Consider the following 19,683-nt stretch of genomic DNA (forward strand, 5'->3'; position numbering starts at 1 on the left):
GGACTGGTAACCGCCAGGCCCAGCCGCCTACCCATTTCGACCCTTCCGGGGATCGCGCCGGCCGCGTGACGCAACCCCGGGGGCGTCCCGGGGTGGGCACGCGGCCCGACGTGGTGTCCCCGGGTAACCGAGGAGAGATGCCATGTTCGAGCCATCCGCACAGATCGACTCCTTGCTCACCGCCGTCGCGGTGAAGGACTCCGCCGCCGAAGGGCTGCGGGCAATGATGCAACGCGAGCAAGACTTTCCCAGCCCGACGCAGGCCAGGCTCACCGGTGTCGCGCTGGACCCCAACGGCCGCGCATACGCCGATCGAGTCCTCGACGCCTACTGGTCGGGTGAGCAGCGCCAGCGGGACCTGCTCGGCTCCAGCAGCAGCGACCGTGAGGTCATCATCGGCAGCGGTGTCCACGCGGCCACCTATGCCGCGATCCGCGTCCTCAGCGGCTATCCCAAGCCGCTGGTGCTGGAACGCGCCGACCGGGTTGGCGGCAGCTTCGCCATGACGCGGCGGCCGACGTTCCACCTGAACTCCCGCAACCGCGCAGGATCCGGAGGTTTAGCCGGTGACCTGGGGGCCAGCCTGAACTACCTGCCGGGCGCACCGATCCAGCCAGCGAACGTGTCCATGCTCGAATACATCACGAACGCCGACATGGCATTCGTGGTCCGCCTCGCGTTGGCGCAGTACGCCGACGTGGTGACCAAGGCCAATGTCGTGTCGGTGAGCCGGGACTACCCCGGGGTGGAAATCGAGATTGAGGGCAGAACGTCGCTGCCCGCCGGACGGGTCATCGACGCCCGGGGCCTGGGCGAGCCGAACGATCAGGGCGTTGCCGACGGCGTCAGGATTCTCACCTTCCCACAGTTCATGCAGCGCATGGCCGGTGCGTGGCCGCTACGCGCAGTGCGTCGGGTCGCGGTGATCGGTGGCGGCGATTCCGGTAAGTGCGCCGTCGAGTCCTGCTTGGGTATCGGGCCACAGCCGTTCATGGCCGCAGTCGCGCTGGACCAGGTGGACCGGGTCGACTGGTACGCCGCTGACGTGCCGACGACGTGCGACGACTGGCAGGACAACGTCCGGGGCAGGTACCAGGCCATCGGCCGCTACCTGCGGCCGGACCGGTTCGGTGTCCGGCGGCTGACCGTGCTGCCTCGCCGGGTACGACCTATCGCGCTGCCCGACGCGGGCCTCATCGACGGCCGCACATACGACCTCGTCGTTGTCTGTACCGGCAACCGGGAAACAGACATCGGCAATCTCGAACTCAGGTTCTTCGACGAGTACGCGACCGCCGACGGGATCGTCGTCGCGTGTGAGCACAACGAGCTTCCCGCGTTCCGCGTCGGCCCCCACGCACGGCTGCCCTTCACCACGCAGGAGCGCACAGACGGCGTCGCGGACATCGCCGCCAACGCGGTCGCGATCTTTCGAACGGCACCCAAGACCGCTGTGTTGGCGGCAACGCTTCCCGCAGCGACGCGGGACTAGCGCGCAGGCACCGCCCGGTCATCGACCCCCAGCACCAGCGCGAGGGTGATCCGAGCCACCGCGGGCGGACCGTCCTCAGCCTCAACCCTGCTCCGAGGCCCAATAGGGCCTGTGTGGGGGTACGACACACCAGGTGAATCTCGCCGCCGGCTGAGCAACCGCCATCGCAACGCCTGGCGCCCACTGGTTCACCTCATCCAACTCGCCCCTTCGCCCCTGGCCATCGCCCGGCCGCCGGCACCACGTCCGGGCACGGCCATCTGGCCGTGCCCGGACCCAATTTCGAGCCTGAGAAAGGGAGCTTCGGCATGGCAGCCCCACGCCAATCCGCTCGGCACCGCAGTAAGACCCCGCCCGCCACCGTCCTTGCTGCGCGGCGCCCAAGACGGCGACCGCGGCGCGTTCGGCCGCCTCTACGTCGAGTACCTCGACACCTCGTCACCCGGTATGCGAACTGTCCCTGCATTCCCTCGTCGCCGGTGACGGAATGCTGATCACCGATAGCGGCGGACAGCAGGCGCCAGCGCGTCCACCGACGGGTCAATCGGCAGGAACCCACGCGTCGGCCAGCCGTAACCGCAACGGACAGCGGCGGCTGGCCTACGGCCAACTCACCGCCCTGGTGCTGAAGCACATGCACACCCGGCCGCACCTCGATTTCAGCCCGTACGAACTGGCGAAAGCGCTGGGCCGCTCCCACGGCACCATCCGTCGTACCCTGCTGCGCCTTGCCGAGACCGGCACGGTGACCCGTACCCGGCAGCGGCCTGCCCGCTTCCGCATCACCACCTGAAACACCATCCCCCCGGTTGACGGACACCCACCCCGGTGGTTCGTCACGGCGGAACGCCTACGCCTATCTAGGCCCAGCGTCCCGCGTCGGGGTGCTGGGCCTCCTCTTCCTTGAAGGAGAAGCCCATGACCCTTGATGAGCGCCACCGGCAGCAGCGGGTGGGGCAACGCACGAGGCACTCGCGTCGCCCGACGGTCGAACACGCCGCCTGGGTCTTCTACGCCGTCGCCGCCATCGGCTCCACCATCGGCCAAATCTGGGTTGGTGTGCAGACCCCACCCTGGCCCGACACCCTGCACTGGTGGTGGCGGGCCACGTTCGTCGCGCCGTTCGCGATCGTCATCGACCTCGGCGGCGCCGTCACGGCCGCCTTCGCCGACTGGCGCCAGCGGCTCGGCGAGTCCGCCTACGGCTGGCGGATCCTGTCCGCCGCGACCGTCACCGTCGGCGTCACCACCAACATCGTCGGCCACGCCGACGTGGCGTACCTCGCTGTCGTCTTCGGCGGCCTCGGGGTCTTCGCATACGCGATCTGGCTGATGCACAGCGCCGCCCGACGTCGTGACGCGTTGCGGGCCGCCGGAAAACTCGCCGACACCGCACCGGCCTTCGGCATCGGGCAGTGGTGGCGCGAACCGGCCGTCACCCGCCGCGCCCGCTCCCTCGCCGTCGCGCAGCGGCTCCCACTGCACCAGTCCCTCGACATCGCCCGTCAGCAGCTCCGCGACGAGAAGCGCCGCGCCGCACTCGCTAGCCACGTGGAGACGCTGATCCGCTCCCGGCACGACGACCCGGTCCGGGCCGACATCGCCGCTACCACGCTCGACCTCGACGCGGTCGCCGCCACGCTCACCGCCCAGGCCGACGTGCCGGGCTGGGCCCGCGTCATCGGCGCTGACCTGACGCCCCCAACCCCAAACAGCGACGTCGACGCGGACGCCGAGCGGAATCCCGCGGCTCTTCCGGTCGGGCCGATGCCGCCCGCCGACGTGCTGCGCCGGGTGCCGCAGGACCAGGCGTCCTACGACCGGTGGCGGCAGCTGTGGGCCGAACTCAAAGCCAACCCGGACCTCGAACGGGCCGAATTCGCCCAGCGGCACAACATCTCTCTGCGGCAGGTCCAGCGGATCAGCCGTATCGGAGCCAGCGGCCTGCTCGACTCGCCGCTCACGCTGATCGACCGGGTTGCGCAGTTGGGCGGGAACAACGGCCATGCCCGGCAGCACCCGGCATCCGCCTCGTAAACGCCGCGTGCCTGCCGGTGGCGAAACACAGACCCATGTCCCGCCACCGCACCACCCCTTTCCAGGCCGACGCCGGGACCCCCCGTACGGCTGATCGCCGCGGGCACGTCCATCTCGAAGGGAAACGCTATGCCCATACACACTCGGCGGCTGCCGTGAACAGCCGCGTCATCGCTCTGATCGTCTCCGTCATCGCCGGCGTCGCGTTCCTGTGCGTCGCCGGCCTGTTCGCACTCACCGGAGCCGCATCGGCCTGCTCGGTGGTCACCACCCCGAGCGGCACCACCGGCCGCTACGACGCCGAACAACGGCACTACGCCCAGGTCATCGTCACCGTCGGCGTCCAGAACGGCATCCCTGTCCGCGGCCAGGTCATCGCGGTGGCCACCGCGCTCCAAGAGTCCGGCCTGCGTAACCTCGGGCATCTCGGTGACCGCAATGACCACGACTCGCTTGGGCTGTTCCAGCAACGACCGAGCCAGAGATGGGGCACGCCTGCGCAGATTATGGATCCCGAGTACGCGGCGGCGGCATTCTACCGCAAACTCGTCACCATCCCCGGCTGGCAGATGATGCCGCTGACCGTCGCCGCGCAGGCCGTACAACGCTCGGCCTATCCCGACGCCTACGCCAAGTGGGAAAGCGACGCGGCCGTCCTCGTCGCGCTCGTCTCAGGCCAACCGACCACCCCTGGCGGCCCCGGTGAGCAGTGCATCAGCGTCGACGGCTGGACGAAACCAGTCCGCGGAACCGTCGGGTCCGGGTTCCGCACCGACCGCCGACCCAAGCACGATGGCGTCGACATCGGTGCACCCAAGGGCACCCCGATCCACGCCGCCGCCTCGGGCCTGGTCATCCGCGTCGTCTGCAACGCCCACCGGCCCGACGGCAGCCCCTACTCCTGCGACGTGGACGGGCATCCGGTCAACGTCCTCGGCTGCGGCTGGTACGTAGAGCTGAAGCATCCCGACTCAACGGTCACCCGCTACTGCCACATGCTGCGCCGCCCGCCGGTCGACGTGGGCCAGCAGGTCGCCGTCGGTCAGGTCATCGGCCAGGTCGGCAGCAGCGGCCACTCCTCCGGCCCACACCTGCACCTCGAAACCCATACCGGCCAGCCCGCGACCGAATCCAACGCCGTCGACCCCGTTGGCTTCTTCGTCATACGCGGCGTCGACCTGACTGAAGCGAGCTGAATTGTAGGTTCTCGTTCACCGTGGCGCGATCTTACGGATATGGCGCCCGGGTTGGCGCTTGCGCCTTTTCCATGAGAAATCCCTGTGGGCTCTCGGTGTACCTTAGCCGTCTCACCCGATCAGCCGTACTTGCCTTCTTCGCTGATTGTGGGTCCGCCTGCGTGCTGAATGGGGCGCCGGTGTGGCTCTTCTCGATGAGAACCTCCATATTCGGGGCGGTGACCTTGGCGTCTCGGATGGTTTGCTGGGAACAGCGACGGTGAGCAGTCTGCCCACAACGGGGTGGGGTTGCGGAGTGGCGTGCGGAGGGGTGTCGTGGCGGGTGGCGTGCAAGTGTTCATCAGTCACACGTCGGACATGGCCGGGTACCCGAGTCAGGCGGTGTCGTTCGTGCGGGGGGTGATCGACGCGGTGAACCGGGCGCGGCTAGTGCCAGTGGACCAGGCTTACTTCGCGGCACGCGATGGCCAGCCGGCTGGGTACTGCCAGGGGCTGGTCCGGGCGTGCGACGTGTACGTGGCGGTGGTGGGATTCCGGTACGGGTCGATCGTCCCGGACACGTCGGTGTCCTACACCGAGTTGGAGTTCCTCACGGCGACGGAGGTCGGGCTTCCGCGGCTGGTGTTCCTGCTCGACGAGCGGCCCGACCTGCCGGCCAGGCTGGTCGACACCGACCGGTCACGCATCGACGGCTTCCGGGGCCGGCTGAGCGACGCGGGGTTGATCCTACGCACGTTCTCCACGGTGGAGCGCCTGGAATACGAGGTGTTCCACGCCCTGACCGAACTCGACCTGCACGCCGGTGGAGGGCCGGCGCGGGACACGCTGCCGGTCGGGCAGGCGGTGTTCGTCGGTCGGGACATTGAGCTGGAGCGGATCACCGCCACCGTCGCTGACGCCGACGCCGCATCGAACAGTGGCGTGATCGCGATCCACGCCATCGACGGCATGCCCGGCATCGGCAAGACCTCGCTCGCGGTGCGCGCCGCTCACCAGCTGGCCGACGGGTTTCCGGACCGGCGGCTCTTCGTCGACCTGCACGGTCACACCCCCGGACACGAAGCCACCGACGCGGCCGACGCGCTTGCCGACCTGCTGCGTGCCGACGGCCTTGACCCTCGCCAGCTCCCCGACGGAGTGCAGGCCCGCTCGGCTCTGTGGCGGGACCGGATGAACGGCAAACGTGCCCTGCTCGTGCTCGACAACGTGCGGTCGACGGCACAGGTGCGGCCGCTGCTGCCCGGCTCCACCGGCGTGCTGGTGCTCATTACCTCCCGGGTCCGCCTGGCCGACTTGCACGAGGCTACCCACCTCAACCTGCATCTCCTGAGCCCGAACGACGCGGCGGCGATGTTCGTCCGGCTGGTTCCCCGTGCCGACGCCGAATCCGACCTGGTTGCGGAACTGGTCGAGGTGTGCGGGTTCCTGCCGCTGGCGATCGCCATCATCGCGAGCCGGTTCGGCGCCCGGCCCGCGTGGAGCATGGCGGACCTGCTCGCCGAGCTCCGCGTAACCGGCGAGCGGGTTCTGACGGTCAAGGGGGAGTACGCGACCGTGCGGGCCGCGTTCGACCTGTCCTACCGCCACCTGCCGCCCGAGCGGCAGCGGTTCTTCCGGCTCCTCGGCCTGCACCCGGGCGTCGACATCGACGCCTACGCCGCAGCCGCCCTGACCGGCATCGCCCTCGACCACGCCGCCGAGCAGCTCGATGAGCTGTACAACGACCATCTCCTCGACGAACCCGCACCCCGCCGCTACCGGATGCATGACCTCATCCGTGCCTACGCCCGTACCCTCGCCGCTACCACAGACCGTCCCGAGGTACGCGGTGAGGCCGTGGAGCGGCTACTGGACTACTACCAGCACACCGCCGTCCGCGCCGATCGCCTGATCGCCCGATACACCCGACCCACGACCACAGCGGCGGTGACGCTGGCAGCCACACCCAACCTGACCGGCTGGCACGCCGCCGCCGGCTGGCTGCGCGTCGAACGGACGAATCTGCTCGCCTGCCTGCACCGCGCGACAGCCCGCAACCAGCACCACCGCGTGGTAGGCCTCACCGCCGGCCTTGCCAACCTGCTACGTAACGAGGGTCCCTGGGCCACTGCGGTCGACTTGCACCAGTACGCCGCCAACCACGCGGCGCAAGCCGGTGACCGGCTTGGCCAGGGCAACGCCCTCGGCGAGCTGGGAGTTATGCGCTGGTTGACCGGGGACTACTCGGGCGCCGACGACCTACTGCACCAATCCCTGGCCCTGCACCGCGCACTCGACAGCTGGCAGGGCCAGGCCAACGCTCTGGGCGAGTTGGGAGTTATGCGGTGGCTGACGGGGGACTATCTGGGCGCCGACGACCTGCTACGTCAGGCCCTAAACCTCTATCGCACATTCGGCGGCCGGCTCGGACAGGCCAACGCTCTCCACGAGCTGGGGATCGTGCGACGCCTGACCGGGGACTACCCGGGTGCCGACGACCTGCTACGCCAAGCTTTAGACCTCTACCAGACGGTTGATAACCTGCCAGGCCACGCCCACGCTCTCGGCGATTTGGGGATTGTGCGACGCCTGACCGGGGACTACCGGAGCGCAGACGAGCTGCTACGCCGAGCTCTGGCTCTGCATCGTGCACTCGACAACCGGCCAGGCCAGGCCCATGTCCTTGAAGCGCTGGGGATAGTGCGGCGTCTGATCGGGGATAGTCCGGGCGCGGACAGCCTGCTACGCCGGTCCCTGGGTCTCTACCGCACACTCGGCCACCGACTCGGCCAGGCCAGCGTGCTCCGCGAGTTGGGGGTCTTGGGGTCACTGACTGGGGACTACCCGGGCGCGGACGACTTGCTGCGCCAGTCTCTGGACCTCTACCGCATACTCGGCCATCGGCATGGTCAGGCAAATATCCGAACCCAGCTCGCGGTGGTGCGGTATCTGACCGGCGACCACCCCGCCGCCGAAAACCTGCTGCAGCAGGCACTTACCGCGCTGCGTGCGGTAGGCGCTCCGGACGACGAGGCCGAAGCCCTGAATCACCTCGGCACCCTACGCCGACTCTCCGGACACCCCGACCAGGCCCACGCCCTGCATCAGGAAGCTCTCACCATCGCCCACCACCACGGCCACCGCATTGAAGAAGCACGCGCCACCGAAGGAATCAGCCGCGCCGCCGCCGACCTCGGCGACACCGCCTCCGCCGCCTCCCACCTACGGCAGGCCCTGCACCTGTACCAGGCACTCGGCGTCCCAGAAGCCGCCCAGGTGGCAGCCGACCTTGCCGTCCTTAGCCCTCCCTCCGACGGGCTAGGCAACCTCAGCCCGTAGCACCCCGGCGGCCCGCCATACGAAGCACCCGCAGCTCCGGGACTGAGGCGGACCCCCCGCCACCTCGGCGTTCGCCGACAGGTCGACCAGCCGCGGGCCCGTATCACCACCCGCGACCACCAACTCCCCGTCGCCGAGCCAGATCAGGTCGAGGCAGCCGTCGGGCACTACCAGTTGGGCATGCCGATGGCTGCCGCGCTGCTCCCACGCGCGTTCCTCCGTCACCACCATCAGCATCTGAGCGTGTACCACCCGTAACGCCCTTTGCGTCTGGCCGCACCGCTCGCGCGCTCGGCCGCCAAGGCACGGCCCGCATCAAATCCGGAACCACCCCGGCAGCTCCGCCACCCGGCTGGGCTGCCTCAGTCGTGGGCCCGGGGGCGGGCCTCGCCTTCGACAGCGGCCCGCCCCCGGTGCTCCTTGCATCGAAGGAGCACTTCATGTTCACCCCTCGGCCACCCGGCCGCCAATCCGACCGGATCAAAACCGTCGTGTTCGACGCCATCAGCAGCGCTATCGTCGTTGGCCCGATCTACGCCCTGGCCCTGCCCGGGGACCGCGCATATGTAGCCGCAGTCGCCATCATCGCCTTGCAAGTGTGGGCCCTGTTGTGCACCGGCGCGGTTGTACTGCTAGCCCACCGGCGCCGGCACGTCATGACGACCGCAGAGGAGTTGCGCAACAAACTCGCGGAGGCCGACGTCCGGGAGAACGACCTCCGGCGGGAACTCACGGCGGCCCTGACCGATCCGCTTACTGGCCTTCCCACCCGCACCGTCGCCGAGAACGCCATCACCGCTGCCGCCGCGCAGGGACAACCCTTGGCGATCGCCCTGGCCGACGCCGACGGCCTCAACAAGGTCAACGATGACGGCGGGCACCCGGCCGGCGACCTGTACCTCATCGCGATCGCGGACCGCCTTACCACCGCCGCCAGAGCCGTCACCGCCGATGCGCTCATCGCCCGTACCGGCGGCGACGAATTCGTGATCCTGGCACCCGACACCGATTCGGGGGAACTCGCCGACGCGATCCGGGCCGCCTTCGCCGAACCGATCCGTGATGAACGCTGGACGTCGCCGCGTGCCAGCGTCGGCGTCGCCGCCAGCAACGGCACCAACCCTCGGCACGCCCTCGCCCAGGCAGACGCGGCCATGTATACCGCGAAGCGGGCCGGCAATCAGACCCTCGTCTACGACCCGGACCGCGACGGCGCACCACGGGCAGACGGCACCCGCGTGCAGGTACGCCGCCGCGACCTCAAGCCTGGCCGGGACATCCTCGTTTCTGCCGACGGATCCGCCGCGCTAGTCCGGCTCGTCTGTTCGACGGCCGACGCGGAGACGATCGTCAACGCCCTGTGGATCGCCCACGAGCGGTGGGCGGCCACTATCGAACCCGCGCCCGTCGAATCCCGCGAGCCGGCCCCGGTGGACCAAATGATCGACGTCGCACCTACCGGCGGCGGGATCGACCGCATCCGGGCACTGGCCCAGGGGGAGGTGGCCAAGTACGCGGACCTCGCCGGACGGATCAGCGCGACTCTTGACCCGCAGGGGAGCCAGCCATGATCCAGCCACAGCCGGCCCCCGCTGTCGTGGTCATCGGGCTTCGCCGCGTGGTCGACCTGCGTCAGGACGATGTCATCCGGCTGCCCACCAGGCTTTACCTACCCGTTCACCTGACCGCCGCCCGGCACGGTCAACGTGCCCGGTGGGCCTGGCAGCACCGGTCCGTTGCAGACGTCGCGGGTGCGGATTGGCGCATGGTCTACGACCTTGACGATCTGGACGGCGAGGACGACGCCATCCTGAACCTGCTGCCGAGTTGTTTCCGGCCGCTGCGGGTTGCCGCCGATGAGATCGATCAGGGCGGCACGTTCCGGTCCGTGGTCCTTGCGCTGCATGAGTTCGATCTCGTGGAGGTCCAACTTGCCGGCACCGATCCCTCCCAGACAGGGGGGTGGATTCGTGACGCTCTACACCGTGCTTGGCGTGTGGCCCGATGAGCAGCCGGTGTCGGTCGGGGTCATCGTCGGGGAGCACGAGGTTCATGGCGGGGACGACTCCGCGTTCGACGTCGGCCTGTGGGCTATCAGCGTCGAGTCCACCGGCGTCGATGAGGCGCAGGACCTGGCCGCGGAGGACTGCCTTACGCAGAGGCGAGACGACGAAGAGTAGGCACCGCTGATGTCGGGTCGGCGGGCGGCCACGATCCCGCGCCAGTCGCGACCGGGGCTGGCTGAGCAGTTCGCCCGCAGGGCGAGCACTGCTCCGGCCGGTCGATTGCGGCTGTCCGCCGACCCATTCCCCGCGCTCGTTCCATCCCGTCCTGCCCTCACCGGCGGGACCGCTCGACGTTAGGAGAACTCATTGATATCGCCTACGGCATTGCTGCGATCCATCCGACCGCGTGGCTGGTCCAGCCTGGCGGTCGCATCCTGCGCCGTCACGCTCTGGCCGCTACGCCGTCGCCTCAAATCCGCAGCTGCCGACGACGGTGTCGAGGTGGTGTGGGAGGTCACCGAACAGTTCAGGGCGACCATCCCACGCGGCGAGCTTCTCAACGCGGTCGCGGCCGACGACGGCGCCGACCGGGTCACGCTGGCTGACTTGGAAGGATCGGCCGGCGGCGAGCTGGACGCTGTCCTGGCGTTGCGGGAACACCGTAGTGCCTCGATCGGTGTGCGCGGTCGGGCAGTGCTCGACGCGCGGTACCGCCCGAGCATCGCCCGGCAGCGATCAGTTTCGGATCGAGACGGCCGGTGATCAGCCGTGCGCTGCGGCTGCGAGCGCTGGCCGGTCCGATCAGCCGGATATGTACCTATACCGCCTACGGCTGGTGGGTGTTGTCTGGTGGACGCGCGGGCCGGGGCCTGCACCCGGAGGATCTGACACCGGCTCAGCGGCTGGTGTTCGCCGCTGTTCATCAGCATGCCGATTGGGTCGCCGCATCGGGCGGCGTGTACTCGGGCTGCCATCCCGGGGACCTGGTCGACCTGACCAGCATGTCGGCCGGGTCGGTGAAGTCGGCCCTGCGCCGTCTGGTCCGGCTGCACTGGCTGGACCGAGACCCGCGCGGAATGTTCCAGGTGACCAGCACCGCTCACGCCTTCGTCGCCAGCGGCTGGCTTGATGATCCCGCGCTGACGGGGGAGCCGCTGCTCGACGTCTTGCGCGAACGGCCTGACTGACCCTCGGCGCTGCCTCGATCCGCGTGGATCGTCGCCAACAGCGCAGCCTCACCTCATGCCTGCGGGCAGGCTGGGGCTGCGCGGTCCCAGCCTGCCCGCCGCCAGGAGGCGGGGACAGGAGGCCACGATGGCCAAGAAGGAGACCGAGGAGCACACCGAACTCCTCGCCAAGATCAAAGCGGACTTCGATGACCGGCTGGCGCGGCTCGCGGCCGACCCGCAGCAGTGGATCGAGTTCGTGGAGCGGGCGGCCGTCTTCGGAGCCCGGTACACCCTGACCAACCAGATCCTGCTCATGGTGCAGGCACACGAGCGTGGCATCGAGCCGCGCTACTTCCTGTCGTACGGCAACCGGGCCGGCACGTCTGGGTGGCGGGCGCGCGGGCGCCAGGTCCGCCTTGACGAGCAGGCGTTCAAGGTGTGGGCGCCGGTGCGGCGCCGGCCGACCGAAGAGCAGGCCCAGGAGTGGGAGGCAGCCGGCCGGACGGTCAAGCGGGACGACAAAGGCCGCCCCGCAGTCCAGGTCGTCGGCTTCCAACTGATCAGCGTGTTTGAGTTGTCCCAGACCGACGGTGAGCCGTTCGAGCCGCCGACCGTCCAGCGCGTGCGCCGGATGAAGGTGGCCGGCGGTCAGCTGCCGCGGTTGCTGACCGGGGACGACCCGACCGGCGCCTACGACGACCTGGTCAAGCTGATCAAGGACGAAGGCTACGCGTTCGAGCTGGCGCCAGCGCGCAGCGGCTATCTCGGCACCGCAAACGGGGTCACCGTCACCGGACCCACCACCCGGCTCGTGCAGGTCCGCGAGGACGTCGACCCGGCGCAGCGGGTCAAGACCACCGCGCACGAACTCGCGCACATCCGCTGCGAGCACACCGCCGGCACACGTCTCGGCGAGGACCTGCACCGTGGACGCAAAGAGACCGAGGCCGAGAGCGTCGCGCACCTCGTGTGTAAGGCACTCGGACTGGACACACATGTCTACTCCGACGCGTACGTGCTCGGCTGGGCCAACGGTGATCTCAACCTGATCCGCGAGTGCGCGGAAACCATCCTGCGGGTGTCCAAGAAGATCCTGTTCGACCTCACCCCGGCCGACGCCGACAGCAGTGCCGTCGCCGAGACCGGGCTCGACGTCGGATCGCAGCCCGCGTAGCAGGCGCTGTGCCGATCGCGCCTCGCACCGCCGCCCGCCCGGCCGCGCAGCCAGGCTGCGGCGCCCGGACCCGGGTTCCTCACCGTGTCCCGACTCGTGGGCCTTAACCCAAAGGGAGTAGATAGCGTGACCAGAAGACTCTGGTGGCGGGTCACCGACGTCCTGCCACTGGCCGAGCATGCCGTCGCCACACGGCGACACCGTACGTACGACCTCCAACGAAACGTCGACTGGTGGGGCGACGCCCCGGCCCTGATCTGGGTCAGCCGGCCCGACGGCGACCTACTGTTCTCCAACGGAATCCCGGACTGGTACGACCGCGACGGCACCGTCCATCACGCCCGCGCAGAGACCTGGATACACATCCGTACCGGCGCGAGAGGCAATCCCGCGCAGGTCGCCGAGACACACGGGATCCTGCCACTGAAGACAGGTCGCTACCTCAAGGGTCGCCGCACACTGCTCGACCTGCTGCGCTACGCCGCCCGGCACGAGCTGAACTGGTTCGGACTCGACCCCGATCCCGCCAGCGAGGAGACGAGCAGCCGGTATCTGGTCTCGCGGAGCAGAGCGGACGTCGTTCCGCCGGACGCCATCTGGATCCCGGCGACCGTCACCTGCGAGGCGGTCGACGGCGCCTCCTTCGAGGCGCTCATCGCGGACGGGTACCACTCCACCCTTGGCGCTGTCCTGGCGCGGTTCCCGCTACCGCAGGTTCGTCGCATGCGCGCCATCCTCACCGACCTGAACGACAGCGACACCCCCGGGGACTACCCGACTTTGACCCACACGGACCAGGAGCTGTGCGTCTATCGGCAGAGATACGACCCGGGCGAGTTCGGATGCCATCACTTCGAGGAGGACCGCGTCGATCGCGACGCCGACGGCTACTTCACCGTCGGCGCCCACTGGTGGCGATGGACGCTGCAGGAGCCACTGCCGAGCGCGAATGGTAGGCCGGAGGGCACCGTGCCGCCCGGCCACCTGGACGGTGGCGCTCAACCGGTCGCGCCGGCGTCCGATTCCGGCCAGGTCGACCCTGCCGGCCTGGCGATGCGGTGGATCGACCGGCACATCGCGGCGCACACGCTGCCGCCCGGGATCGGGAGCGTATGTGACGTGGTCCGGTACGTCGACCTCGACGCCTACCTCGAATCGATAGCCCCCCGCACGGACGATGTCCGCTTCGGCGAGGACGCGATCGGTCAGATCAAGCGGGACATCACTCGCCGGCTGCAGGCGCCCGGACGGCCCATGTGCACGTACGGCACCTGCACGTTCGCCGGCCACGACCACACCACGGGGCAAGGGCCGGACGGGCGTGAGCTGGACGGGCCGATTCCCATGCGCTGCGGACACTGCGGCCAGCCGGCCCACTACGACAGCCGCATCGCCGACTACCGGCACGACGACCCCGCCGCGGCCGACTGCTTTCTCATCCACCGGCCGTAAGGCCGTCCTACATCAACCACCGTCGGATCAGCGCCCACACCTTCTACGCGGATCCTGCACGGCCCTGAATCGGAAGGAGCATCATTCCCATGCTGTCCCCGCACATCCGCCTTGCCCTGCGCGAGGTCGTCGCCGGTATCGAAGACAAAGCCCAGACCCACGGGTGGGACGCCCCACCCGTGTTGCTGGCGCTGTTCCACCGGCAACTCGCCGAAGACCTGCCGGTGCACCTGATCGACGTCGCGGCGATGCCGTTCACGCTCAACCTGGACCCCGCTCCAAGCTCCGGGATTGCCGGCGTGCTGAACCTGCTCGTCGACTTCGTCACCATGCCCGAGGCCGCATCGCCCATCAAGGACTGGCTCCACAGCGGCGAGCGGACATTCGTCGGGATTGGGCTGGTGTTCGAAGGATTCCAGTACATCCCGTATCCCGGCTACGTCCATGGCGATATCAACCGGGAGCCGGCAAAGGCGACAGCCGAGGTACGCCTCGTCTGCGCCGTCGACACCGACGGCCGCTACTACCAGGTGGATCGTATTCGGGGCGAGGATCGGCGGCGGGCGACGATCCACGACAGGGTCGCCCCCGAACTCGGCGCCGTCCCTCACGCGCTGAGTCGGCTCGTCACGGCCGTCAGAAACCTGTAACCCGCACCGCCGCTGCCCGTGGCGGCCTGACCGCACGGCACCTGACGCCACCCGCCCGGGTGGCGTTTCGCATTTGAGTCAGGAGGGACAGTTCGGAACCCGCCCGAGTTCGGCAACATCCACCCGCACGTGGAGTGGCAATTCCGGGCGGTCGAGCGCCGGCTGTGCCCTACCGCAGCGCTGGGCGCTGACCAGTCGCAGTCCGAGCAACCGCGCCCGCCCAATCCCGAGCGCCGGGTGCCCTGACCACGGCACCGCTGGGCGTGAACGTCTCGCCCAGCCGTCGAGCCACGGCGATCGCCTCTCGATCTGAATGGGCCGGACCGCGCCTGGGGTCCGGCCCGTTCGTCGTCTCTCGGCATCGCCGACCCAATCGACCACAACCGAAGGAGGAAAACCGTGTCCCTATCCGACTTCAACAACCTTCAAGATCTGGTGGATTCAATCTTCACCACCAACACCTGGGCGAGACAGGAGATCATGGCGGCGCAGCGCCGGCACCCCGACGGCGCCGACCGGATCTGCAAGAGCTCCCGGCTGCTCACCCCCACTCACGGCCTGATGAGCACCGCGTCGGTGTACCGGGCGCACTGCCGAGAGGTGCTGGACCGGGTGGCAGCCGGCGAGGACACCCGGCCCGGAACGGCAGCCGAATGCTGCATCGCCTTGTGCAAGACCAGCCTGCGGGCGCCGCTGACCACGAGCGCCGTCGGTCTCTACGTCCGCATGTGGGCCCGCGCCGGTCTTCCCCCGGTGGAAATGAGCGACAGCAGTGCGTACTACGAGGCACTGGCGGGCTCCGCGATCGATGAGAACGAGGCGTGGCTGCGCCACAAGGTGCGCCAGGCCTGGCGAGCATGAGCACCGCCGACGCGACGCCGAGCACGGCGAGATCGCCAGCGCCCGCGACGATCGGCCCGCACGACCAGCCACACCGACGGCCGACGGGGGCAGACGCTGAGGCAAGCGAGGCGGATCAGCAGCGGGGACGCTTCTGGGACTACGTGACCGCGCACCTGCCGGCGTGGCGGGCCGATGTGACCAGGATCCTGACCGATCCGGACGTGGCTAACGAGCCTGCGTGGCGCCGGGTCAGCGCGCGGACCTACCTGCTGGGCAAGCGTGCCGCCGAGTACGCCGTGCACGGCGAGGCCCGGACGGCCCGTGTCGCCGAGGACGAGGCCGAGCCGAACGTTGTCGCCTTCCGTGTGGCGCTGCTGCGGCAGTGGCGGATCGAGGCGACGCGTGAGCTCACCTCCGGTCTGTCGGACCGGCAGGTGTGGGACCAGGAACACGACCGGTCGTTCGCGCTCGTGAAGCAGGTCGGCAGACACATGGCCCGCCGGCGGCGAGACAACGACCTCGGCCAGTAACCCGTTCGCCCGCCAGCCATCCGCCGGACTCCCTGCCGGAGCTCTCGGCCCGCGCTCTGGCCGGGACCCGGTCACCTGGGCGAGCGGCCCCGCGCCTGCCCTGCACCTTGCCCCGCGGCCGGCGAATTGGCCGCCATTACCGAAGAAAGGACGAATGCAATGACCGAAACGATTCCTTCCGGGACCACAGTGCCTACGGTGGCCGCCACCGTCGCCACGGCCCACATGATCCGCGTTCGCGCCACCCTGACCACGGGAGAGCCGACGGTCGTCCTGAGCGGCCTGTTCGGCGACAGCGCGATCCACACCCGGGACCGCGTCCGCGCTGCCGTCGTCAACGCCGGCTTCCGCTGGCCGAGCCAGACGGTCGCGCTGGAGGTGTCCCCGGCCCCATTGCAGGCGGCCGACAGCGGTGTCGACCTCGCGTTGGCGGTCGCTCTGCTGATCGCCACCGAGCAGGCACCCACCCCGGTCCTCGACAACACCGTGTTCCTGGCTGAACTGGGCCTGGACGGCAGTCTGCGCACACCGCGGGCACTCGCCGAGCGGCTGACCGTCGCGGTCCGGGCCGGGTTTGGCCGCGCGGTGGTATCGGCGGGCAGCCGCGAGCTGGCCGCGTCGGTGCCCGGCGTGACCGTCTGGGCCGCGCACCACCTGCGCGAGCTGGTCGACCTTCTGAAGGTGGCCGCCGGTGACGGCACGCGGTGGCCGACGCCGGGGGTACCGGTCGGGGACCTCGCGGACCTGCCGGCCGAGCACCGGCACGGGCGGCGGGTCCTGGAGATCGCCGCCGCCGGTGGGCACCGCCTGGCGCTGGTCGGCTCGGCGACGGCGGGGGCCACGATGCTCGCCGAGCGGCTGCCCGGCCTGCTGCCAGACCTCGACGAGCAGACCGGTCAGCGGGTCGCCGACCTGTACCGGCGGGCGGGGCTCGTGCCCGAACCGGTGACCGTTTTACATCGGCCGCCATGGCAGGCTCCGCACCACACCACCTGGATTCCGGCGCTGCTCGGCGGCTCACGCCGTCCGGGCGCGGTCAGCCTGGCCCACGCGGGCGTGCTGTTTCTCGCGGATGCCGCCGAGTTCAGCACCCGGGCTATCGAGGTTCTGTGCCGGCCCCTGGACACCGGGCGGGTGCAGCTGCCCGACGGAACCCGAGTGGTCGAGTACCCCGCGCACCCGCAATTGGTGCTGGCCGCCCGCCCTTGCCCCTGCTTCGACACCGACGGGCGGTGCGGCTGCTCACCGGCACGGCGGGCCCGCTACCTGCGGCGGCTGCGTCCCCTGCTCGACCGGGTCGCGATCCGTACGGTCCTGCCGCCGCTACCGGCACCCCGAGCGGACGCGTCACCCGGCGAGGCGACCGCGACCGTGGCCGCCCGGGTCGCGCAGGCGCGGGCAACCGCCGCGACCAGGTGGGCCGGCCGGTACCCAACCAACGCCCAGGCGCGGCAAGGGGACCTGGTGCAGCCGCTGGGCCGCTCGGCCGCACGGGCGCTGGCCCCGCTGAACGCCGCCATCGACGCCGGTGGCCTTTCCTACCCGGGCGGCGTGCAGGTGCTGCGCCTCGCCTGGACCCTCGCCGACCTCGCCGGCCGGGCACTGCCCGACACCGCCCACGTCGCCGAGGCCATCACCCTTCACACCGGAGACGGAATCTGACATGACCTCCATCGACAACCCCACGACCGCCCGAGCTGTCCTCGCCTCCCTGACGAAGCCCGGAGACCCCGACATCCACGCCCTGGTCCAGAACGAGGGGCCACAAGCCATCCTGCGCCGGCTGCGCGACTACCTCGACGCGCCGCAGCTCGCCGCGCGCATCATCGCCGACACCGAACGGATCAGCACCCGGATCGTCACGCCGCAGGACCCGGAATGGCCGAGCGTCCTGGACGACCTCACCCCGGCCCGACGCCCCGCCGGTGCCCCGGAGCTGCCCGCCCCGCCGCTGTGCCTGTGGGTACGGTCCGCGCGGCCACTGCCCCACCTGCTCGACCGTGCGATAGCCGTCGTCGGGGCCCGCGCAGCCACCCCCTACGGCCAGCACGTCGCAGAAAACCTCGGCCACGGGCTCGCCGACCGGGGTTGGACCGTCCTCAACGCCGGCGGGTATGGCATCGACGCCGCAGCGCTGCGCGGCGCACTCACCGGCGGACACCCAGCGGTGGCGATGCCCGCCTGCGGGCTCGACCGCCCGTACCCCGCCGGCCATCAGGCGCTGTTCGAACGGCTCGACCTCATCAGCGCCTGGCCGCCGGGCAGGACACCTCAGCGCCACCACTTCGCGGTCAACCGGACCTGGCTTGCCGCCCTGACCCGCGCCACGGTTCTCGTCGAGGCCGCCCTGGTCAGCGACGCGCGGGGCGTCCTTTCGCACGCGCTCACCCTGGGCCGGCCCGCGATGGCCGTACCCGGTCCGGTCACCTCCGTCCAGTCCGCCGGCTGCCACCAGGCAATGCGCGACAATCCGCGCGTCCGGCTGGTCCGCGACGCCGCTGACATCGATGCGAACCTCACCGACGGCCCGGGACACCACTCTGCCCGCGCTGAAGAGCTGGTGGCCCGCTGGGGACCGGGCTGGGTGGCGCTGCCCGGCGTCGGCGGCCCCTACCCGGCGCTCGTCGCCGACCTGCTCAGCCCGCAGGGATGGGCGATCGCCCGGTTCGACGCCGACACGATCGCCCGGATCGCGGCCGACTGCGACCGCCTCGCCGCCCGGGTCGGCGAAGCCGCCGAGACCACCCGCATCCGCCTGATCGACGGCGCCGTCCATCAAACCCGCCGGGCCGGCACGCCCGACGAATCGGCCGACATCATCGCCGCCGATGCCGACGGCTACTACCGCCTCGACGGCTGGAGCTGGAACTTCGCCGAACCGCCGACGCAGGACCAGGCCACCTAGCTACCCCTTCCGGCCGGCCGCATCGCTGGGCTGCGAACCCGCCCGGGTCCGCACCGGCGCCCGCCATTGACCAACCACACCGAACAACTCCACAAGGGAGTGAAGTGGACACAACTAAGGACTGGCTGAATCTTCTCGAGCTCACGAAGGCGTGGGGCGAAGCCAGCCGCCGCAACGACACCCCGCTGCCCACCGACCACGAACTATGGACGTGGGCACGCAGCCACCGCACCCTCGACCTGCCCAAGCAGGTCGACATCGATCAGCTCGACGACCTGCGCGACGCCTTCAACCACGGCCGCCAGCCCCACCGCATCGACATGGACGCGGTGATCGCCGAAGTAACCCGGCGCGGTCACCCCGCCAAGATTGACCACACCGGCGGCAACACCGCCACCATCTACGCCGGCACCACACACACCGACCGCAACGGCGACACGCAACAAGCCGTTGCCGCGGGACCGGGCTGGTTCGAGGCGCCGAACCACCGAAAGCCGTTCGCCGACACCAGCGAGTTCACCATCGGGCCGGACGACGACGGGCACGGCTGGAGCGTCTCCGTTCCGGAGCACACAACCACAGCCGAGGTCGCCGCCCTGATCGTCGCCACCATCGACGAGGTCGAGACACGGCGCGCCCGGCTGGCCGCCGCTGCGCCGGCAGCCGCCGGGGCCATGGTCTGGGCCGTCGCCGCACGCTATCCGGAACTCGGCACAGCGACACCGGATCCGGGATCGGAACTCATCCGCGAGGTCCAGAACCTCATCGCCGAGTGGCTCCACGACCGGTTGCCCGCCCTGCGGACCGCTCCCGCCCACCTCGCCGACCCGGCAAACCGAATCCCACCCCCACCCAGGAGCCGACACGGCGAGCGGCAGGAACTGTCCCGAGAGCCGGAGCAGCCGCGATGA

Annotated in this window: 19 protein-coding genes; 18 read left to right on the forward strand and 1 reads right to left on the reverse strand. The window is 70.0% G+C overall.

Annotated features, from left to right (window positions below; genetic code table 11):
- The first annotated feature begins 142 nt into the window (after positions 1 to 142).
- The 5 genes from ACQEUR_RS10125 (at position 143) to ACQEUR_RS10145 (ending at position 8,043) form a co-directional block, all read left to right on the forward strand.
- Positions 143 to 1,492, forward strand: a complete 1,350-nt coding sequence (locus tag ACQEUR_RS10125; RefSeq protein ID WP_433028705.1) for a hypothetical protein — start codon at positions 143 to 145, stop codon at positions 1,490 to 1,492.
- A 487-nt stretch (positions 1,493 to 1,979) separates the two neighbouring features.
- Complete coding sequence (locus tag ACQEUR_RS10130; protein WP_433028707.1) at positions 1,980 to 2,285, forward strand: hypothetical protein; 306 nt, start codon at positions 1,980 to 1,982, stop codon at positions 2,283 to 2,285.
- 125 nt (positions 2,286 to 2,410) lie between these two features.
- Positions 2,411 to 3,529: a hypothetical protein gene (locus ACQEUR_RS10135; RefSeq protein WP_433028709.1), complete on the forward strand. Its 1,119-nt coding sequence runs from the start codon at positions 2,411 to 2,413 to the stop codon at positions 3,527 to 3,529.
- A 155-nt stretch (positions 3,530 to 3,684) separates the two neighbouring features.
- Positions 3,685 to 4,725: a peptidoglycan DD-metalloendopeptidase family protein gene (locus ACQEUR_RS10140; RefSeq protein WP_433028711.1), complete on the forward strand. Its 1,041-nt coding sequence runs from the start codon at positions 3,685 to 3,687 to the stop codon at positions 4,723 to 4,725.
- 315 nt (positions 4,726 to 5,040) lie between these two features.
- Positions 5,041 to 8,043, forward strand: coding sequence for a tetratricopeptide repeat protein (locus tag ACQEUR_RS10145; protein WP_433028713.1), 3,003 nt, complete (start codon positions 5,041 to 5,043; stop codon positions 8,041 to 8,043).
- Here the strand turns inward: ACQEUR_RS10145 and ACQEUR_RS10150 are convergent.
- On the reverse strand, positions 8,023 to 8,268 hold the full coding sequence (locus tag ACQEUR_RS10150) for a hypothetical protein (RefSeq protein WP_433028714.1): 246 nt from the start codon (positions 8,266 to 8,268) through the stop codon (positions 8,023 to 8,025). The two genes, ACQEUR_RS10145 and ACQEUR_RS10150, sit on opposite strands and share 21 nt — an antisense overlap.
- A 143-nt stretch (positions 8,269 to 8,411) precedes the next feature.
- Between ACQEUR_RS10150 and ACQEUR_RS10155 the strand changes: the two genes are divergently transcribed.
- From ACQEUR_RS10155 to ACQEUR_RS10215, 13 genes are all read left to right on the forward strand, one after another.
- Positions 8,412 to 9,614 carry a GGDEF domain-containing protein gene (locus ACQEUR_RS10155; protein WP_433028716.1) on the forward strand — a complete coding sequence of 401 codons (1,203 nt, stop codon included), beginning with the start codon at positions 8,412 to 8,414 and terminating at the stop codon, positions 9,612 to 9,614.
- Entirely contained in the window at positions 9,611 to 10,051 is a 441-nt protein-coding gene (locus ACQEUR_RS10160; RefSeq protein ID WP_433028718.1) for a hypothetical protein, read from the forward strand. The genes ACQEUR_RS10155 and ACQEUR_RS10160 overlap by 4 nt, the downstream gene beginning before the upstream one ends.
- Positions 10,014 to 10,223, forward strand: a complete 210-nt coding sequence (locus ACQEUR_RS10165) for a hypothetical protein (protein WP_433028720.1) — start codon at positions 10,014 to 10,016, stop codon at positions 10,221 to 10,223. Before ACQEUR_RS10160 ends, ACQEUR_RS10165 begins: the two co-directional genes overlap by 38 nt.
- Before the next feature lie 210 nt (positions 10,224 to 10,433).
- Positions 10,434 to 10,811: a hypothetical protein gene (locus tag ACQEUR_RS10170; protein WP_433028722.1), complete on the forward strand. Its 378-nt coding sequence runs from the start codon at positions 10,434 to 10,436 to the stop codon at positions 10,809 to 10,811.
- A complete protein-coding gene (locus ACQEUR_RS10175; protein ID WP_433028724.1) occupies positions 10,808 to 11,236 on the forward strand; it encodes a hypothetical protein in 429 nt (142 codons plus the stop codon). Before ACQEUR_RS10170 ends, ACQEUR_RS10175 begins: the two co-directional genes overlap by 4 nt.
- A gap of 55 nt (positions 11,237 to 11,291) precedes the next feature.
- Positions 11,292 to 12,392 carry an ArdC-like ssDNA-binding domain-containing protein gene (locus tag ACQEUR_RS10180; RefSeq protein ID WP_433028726.1) on the forward strand — a complete coding sequence of 367 codons (1,101 nt, stop codon included), beginning with the start codon at positions 11,292 to 11,294 and terminating at the stop codon, positions 12,390 to 12,392.
- A 126-nt stretch (positions 12,393 to 12,518) separates the two neighbouring features.
- Positions 12,519 to 13,844: a hypothetical protein gene (locus ACQEUR_RS10185; protein WP_433028728.1), complete on the forward strand. Its 1,326-nt coding sequence runs from the start codon at positions 12,519 to 12,521 to the stop codon at positions 13,842 to 13,844.
- Between the two features lie 89 nt (positions 13,845 to 13,933).
- The gene (locus tag ACQEUR_RS10190) at positions 13,934 to 14,494 is read left to right on the forward strand and encodes a hypothetical protein (RefSeq protein ID WP_433028730.1); all 561 of its coding nucleotides are present in this window, start codon (positions 13,934 to 13,936) and stop codon (positions 14,492 to 14,494) included.
- A 399-nt stretch (positions 14,495 to 14,893) separates the two neighbouring features.
- The gene (locus ACQEUR_RS10195) at positions 14,894 to 15,355 is read left to right on the forward strand and encodes a hypothetical protein (RefSeq protein WP_433028732.1); all 462 of its coding nucleotides are present in this window, start codon (positions 14,894 to 14,896) and stop codon (positions 15,353 to 15,355) included.
- A 203-nt stretch (positions 15,356 to 15,558) separates the two neighbouring features.
- Positions 15,559 to 15,867, forward strand: coding sequence for a hypothetical protein (locus ACQEUR_RS10200; RefSeq protein WP_433028734.1), 309 nt, complete (start codon positions 15,559 to 15,561; stop codon positions 15,865 to 15,867).
- 198 nt (positions 15,868 to 16,065) lie between these two features.
- Complete coding sequence (locus tag ACQEUR_RS10205; RefSeq protein WP_433028736.1) at positions 16,066 to 17,529, forward strand: ATP-binding protein; 1,464 nt, start codon at positions 16,066 to 16,068, stop codon at positions 17,527 to 17,529.
- A gap of 1 nt (position 17,530) precedes the next feature.
- On the forward strand, positions 17,531 to 18,772 hold the full coding sequence (locus ACQEUR_RS10210) for a DNA-processing protein DprA (protein WP_433028738.1): 1,242 nt from the start codon (positions 17,531 to 17,533) through the stop codon (positions 18,770 to 18,772).
- A gap of 104 nt (positions 18,773 to 18,876) precedes the next feature.
- Positions 18,877 to 19,683, forward strand: a complete 807-nt coding sequence (locus ACQEUR_RS10215) for a hypothetical protein (protein WP_433028740.1) — start codon at positions 18,877 to 18,879, stop codon at positions 19,681 to 19,683.

The organism is Plantactinospora sp. CA-290183 (assembly GCF_050936375.1).
In the GTDB taxonomy this organism is placed as follows: domain Bacteria; phylum Actinomycetota; class Actinomycetes; order Mycobacteriales; family Micromonosporaceae; genus Plantactinospora.

Bases quoted from the DNA above. Each gene is read 5' to 3' on its own strand.
- ACQEUR_RS10180 (WP_433028726.1), top strand. From the start codon at position 11,292: ATGCCTGCGGGCAGGCTGGGGCTGCGCGGTCCCAGCCTGCCCGCCGCC.
- ACQEUR_RS10135 (WP_433028709.1), top strand. From the start codon at position 2,411: ATGACCCTTGATGAGCGCCACCGGCAGCAGCGGGTGGGGCAACGCACG.
- ACQEUR_RS10210 (WP_433028738.1), top strand. From the start codon at position 17,531: ATGACCTCCATCGACAACCCCACGACCGCCCGAGCTGTCCTCGCCTCC.
- ACQEUR_RS10125 (WP_433028705.1), top strand. From the start codon at position 143: ATGTTCGAGCCATCCGCACAGATCGACTCCTTGCTCACCGCCGTCGCG.
- ACQEUR_RS10190 (WP_433028730.1), top strand. From the start codon at position 13,934: ATGCTGTCCCCGCACATCCGCCTTGCCCTGCGCGAGGTCGTCGCCGGT.
- ACQEUR_RS10160 (WP_433028718.1), top strand. From the start codon at position 9,611: ATGATCCAGCCACAGCCGGCCCCCGCTGTCGTGGTCATCGGGCTTCGC.
- ACQEUR_RS10130 (WP_433028707.1), top strand. From the start codon at position 1,980: ATGCTGATCACCGATAGCGGCGGACAGCAGGCGCCAGCGCGTCCACCG.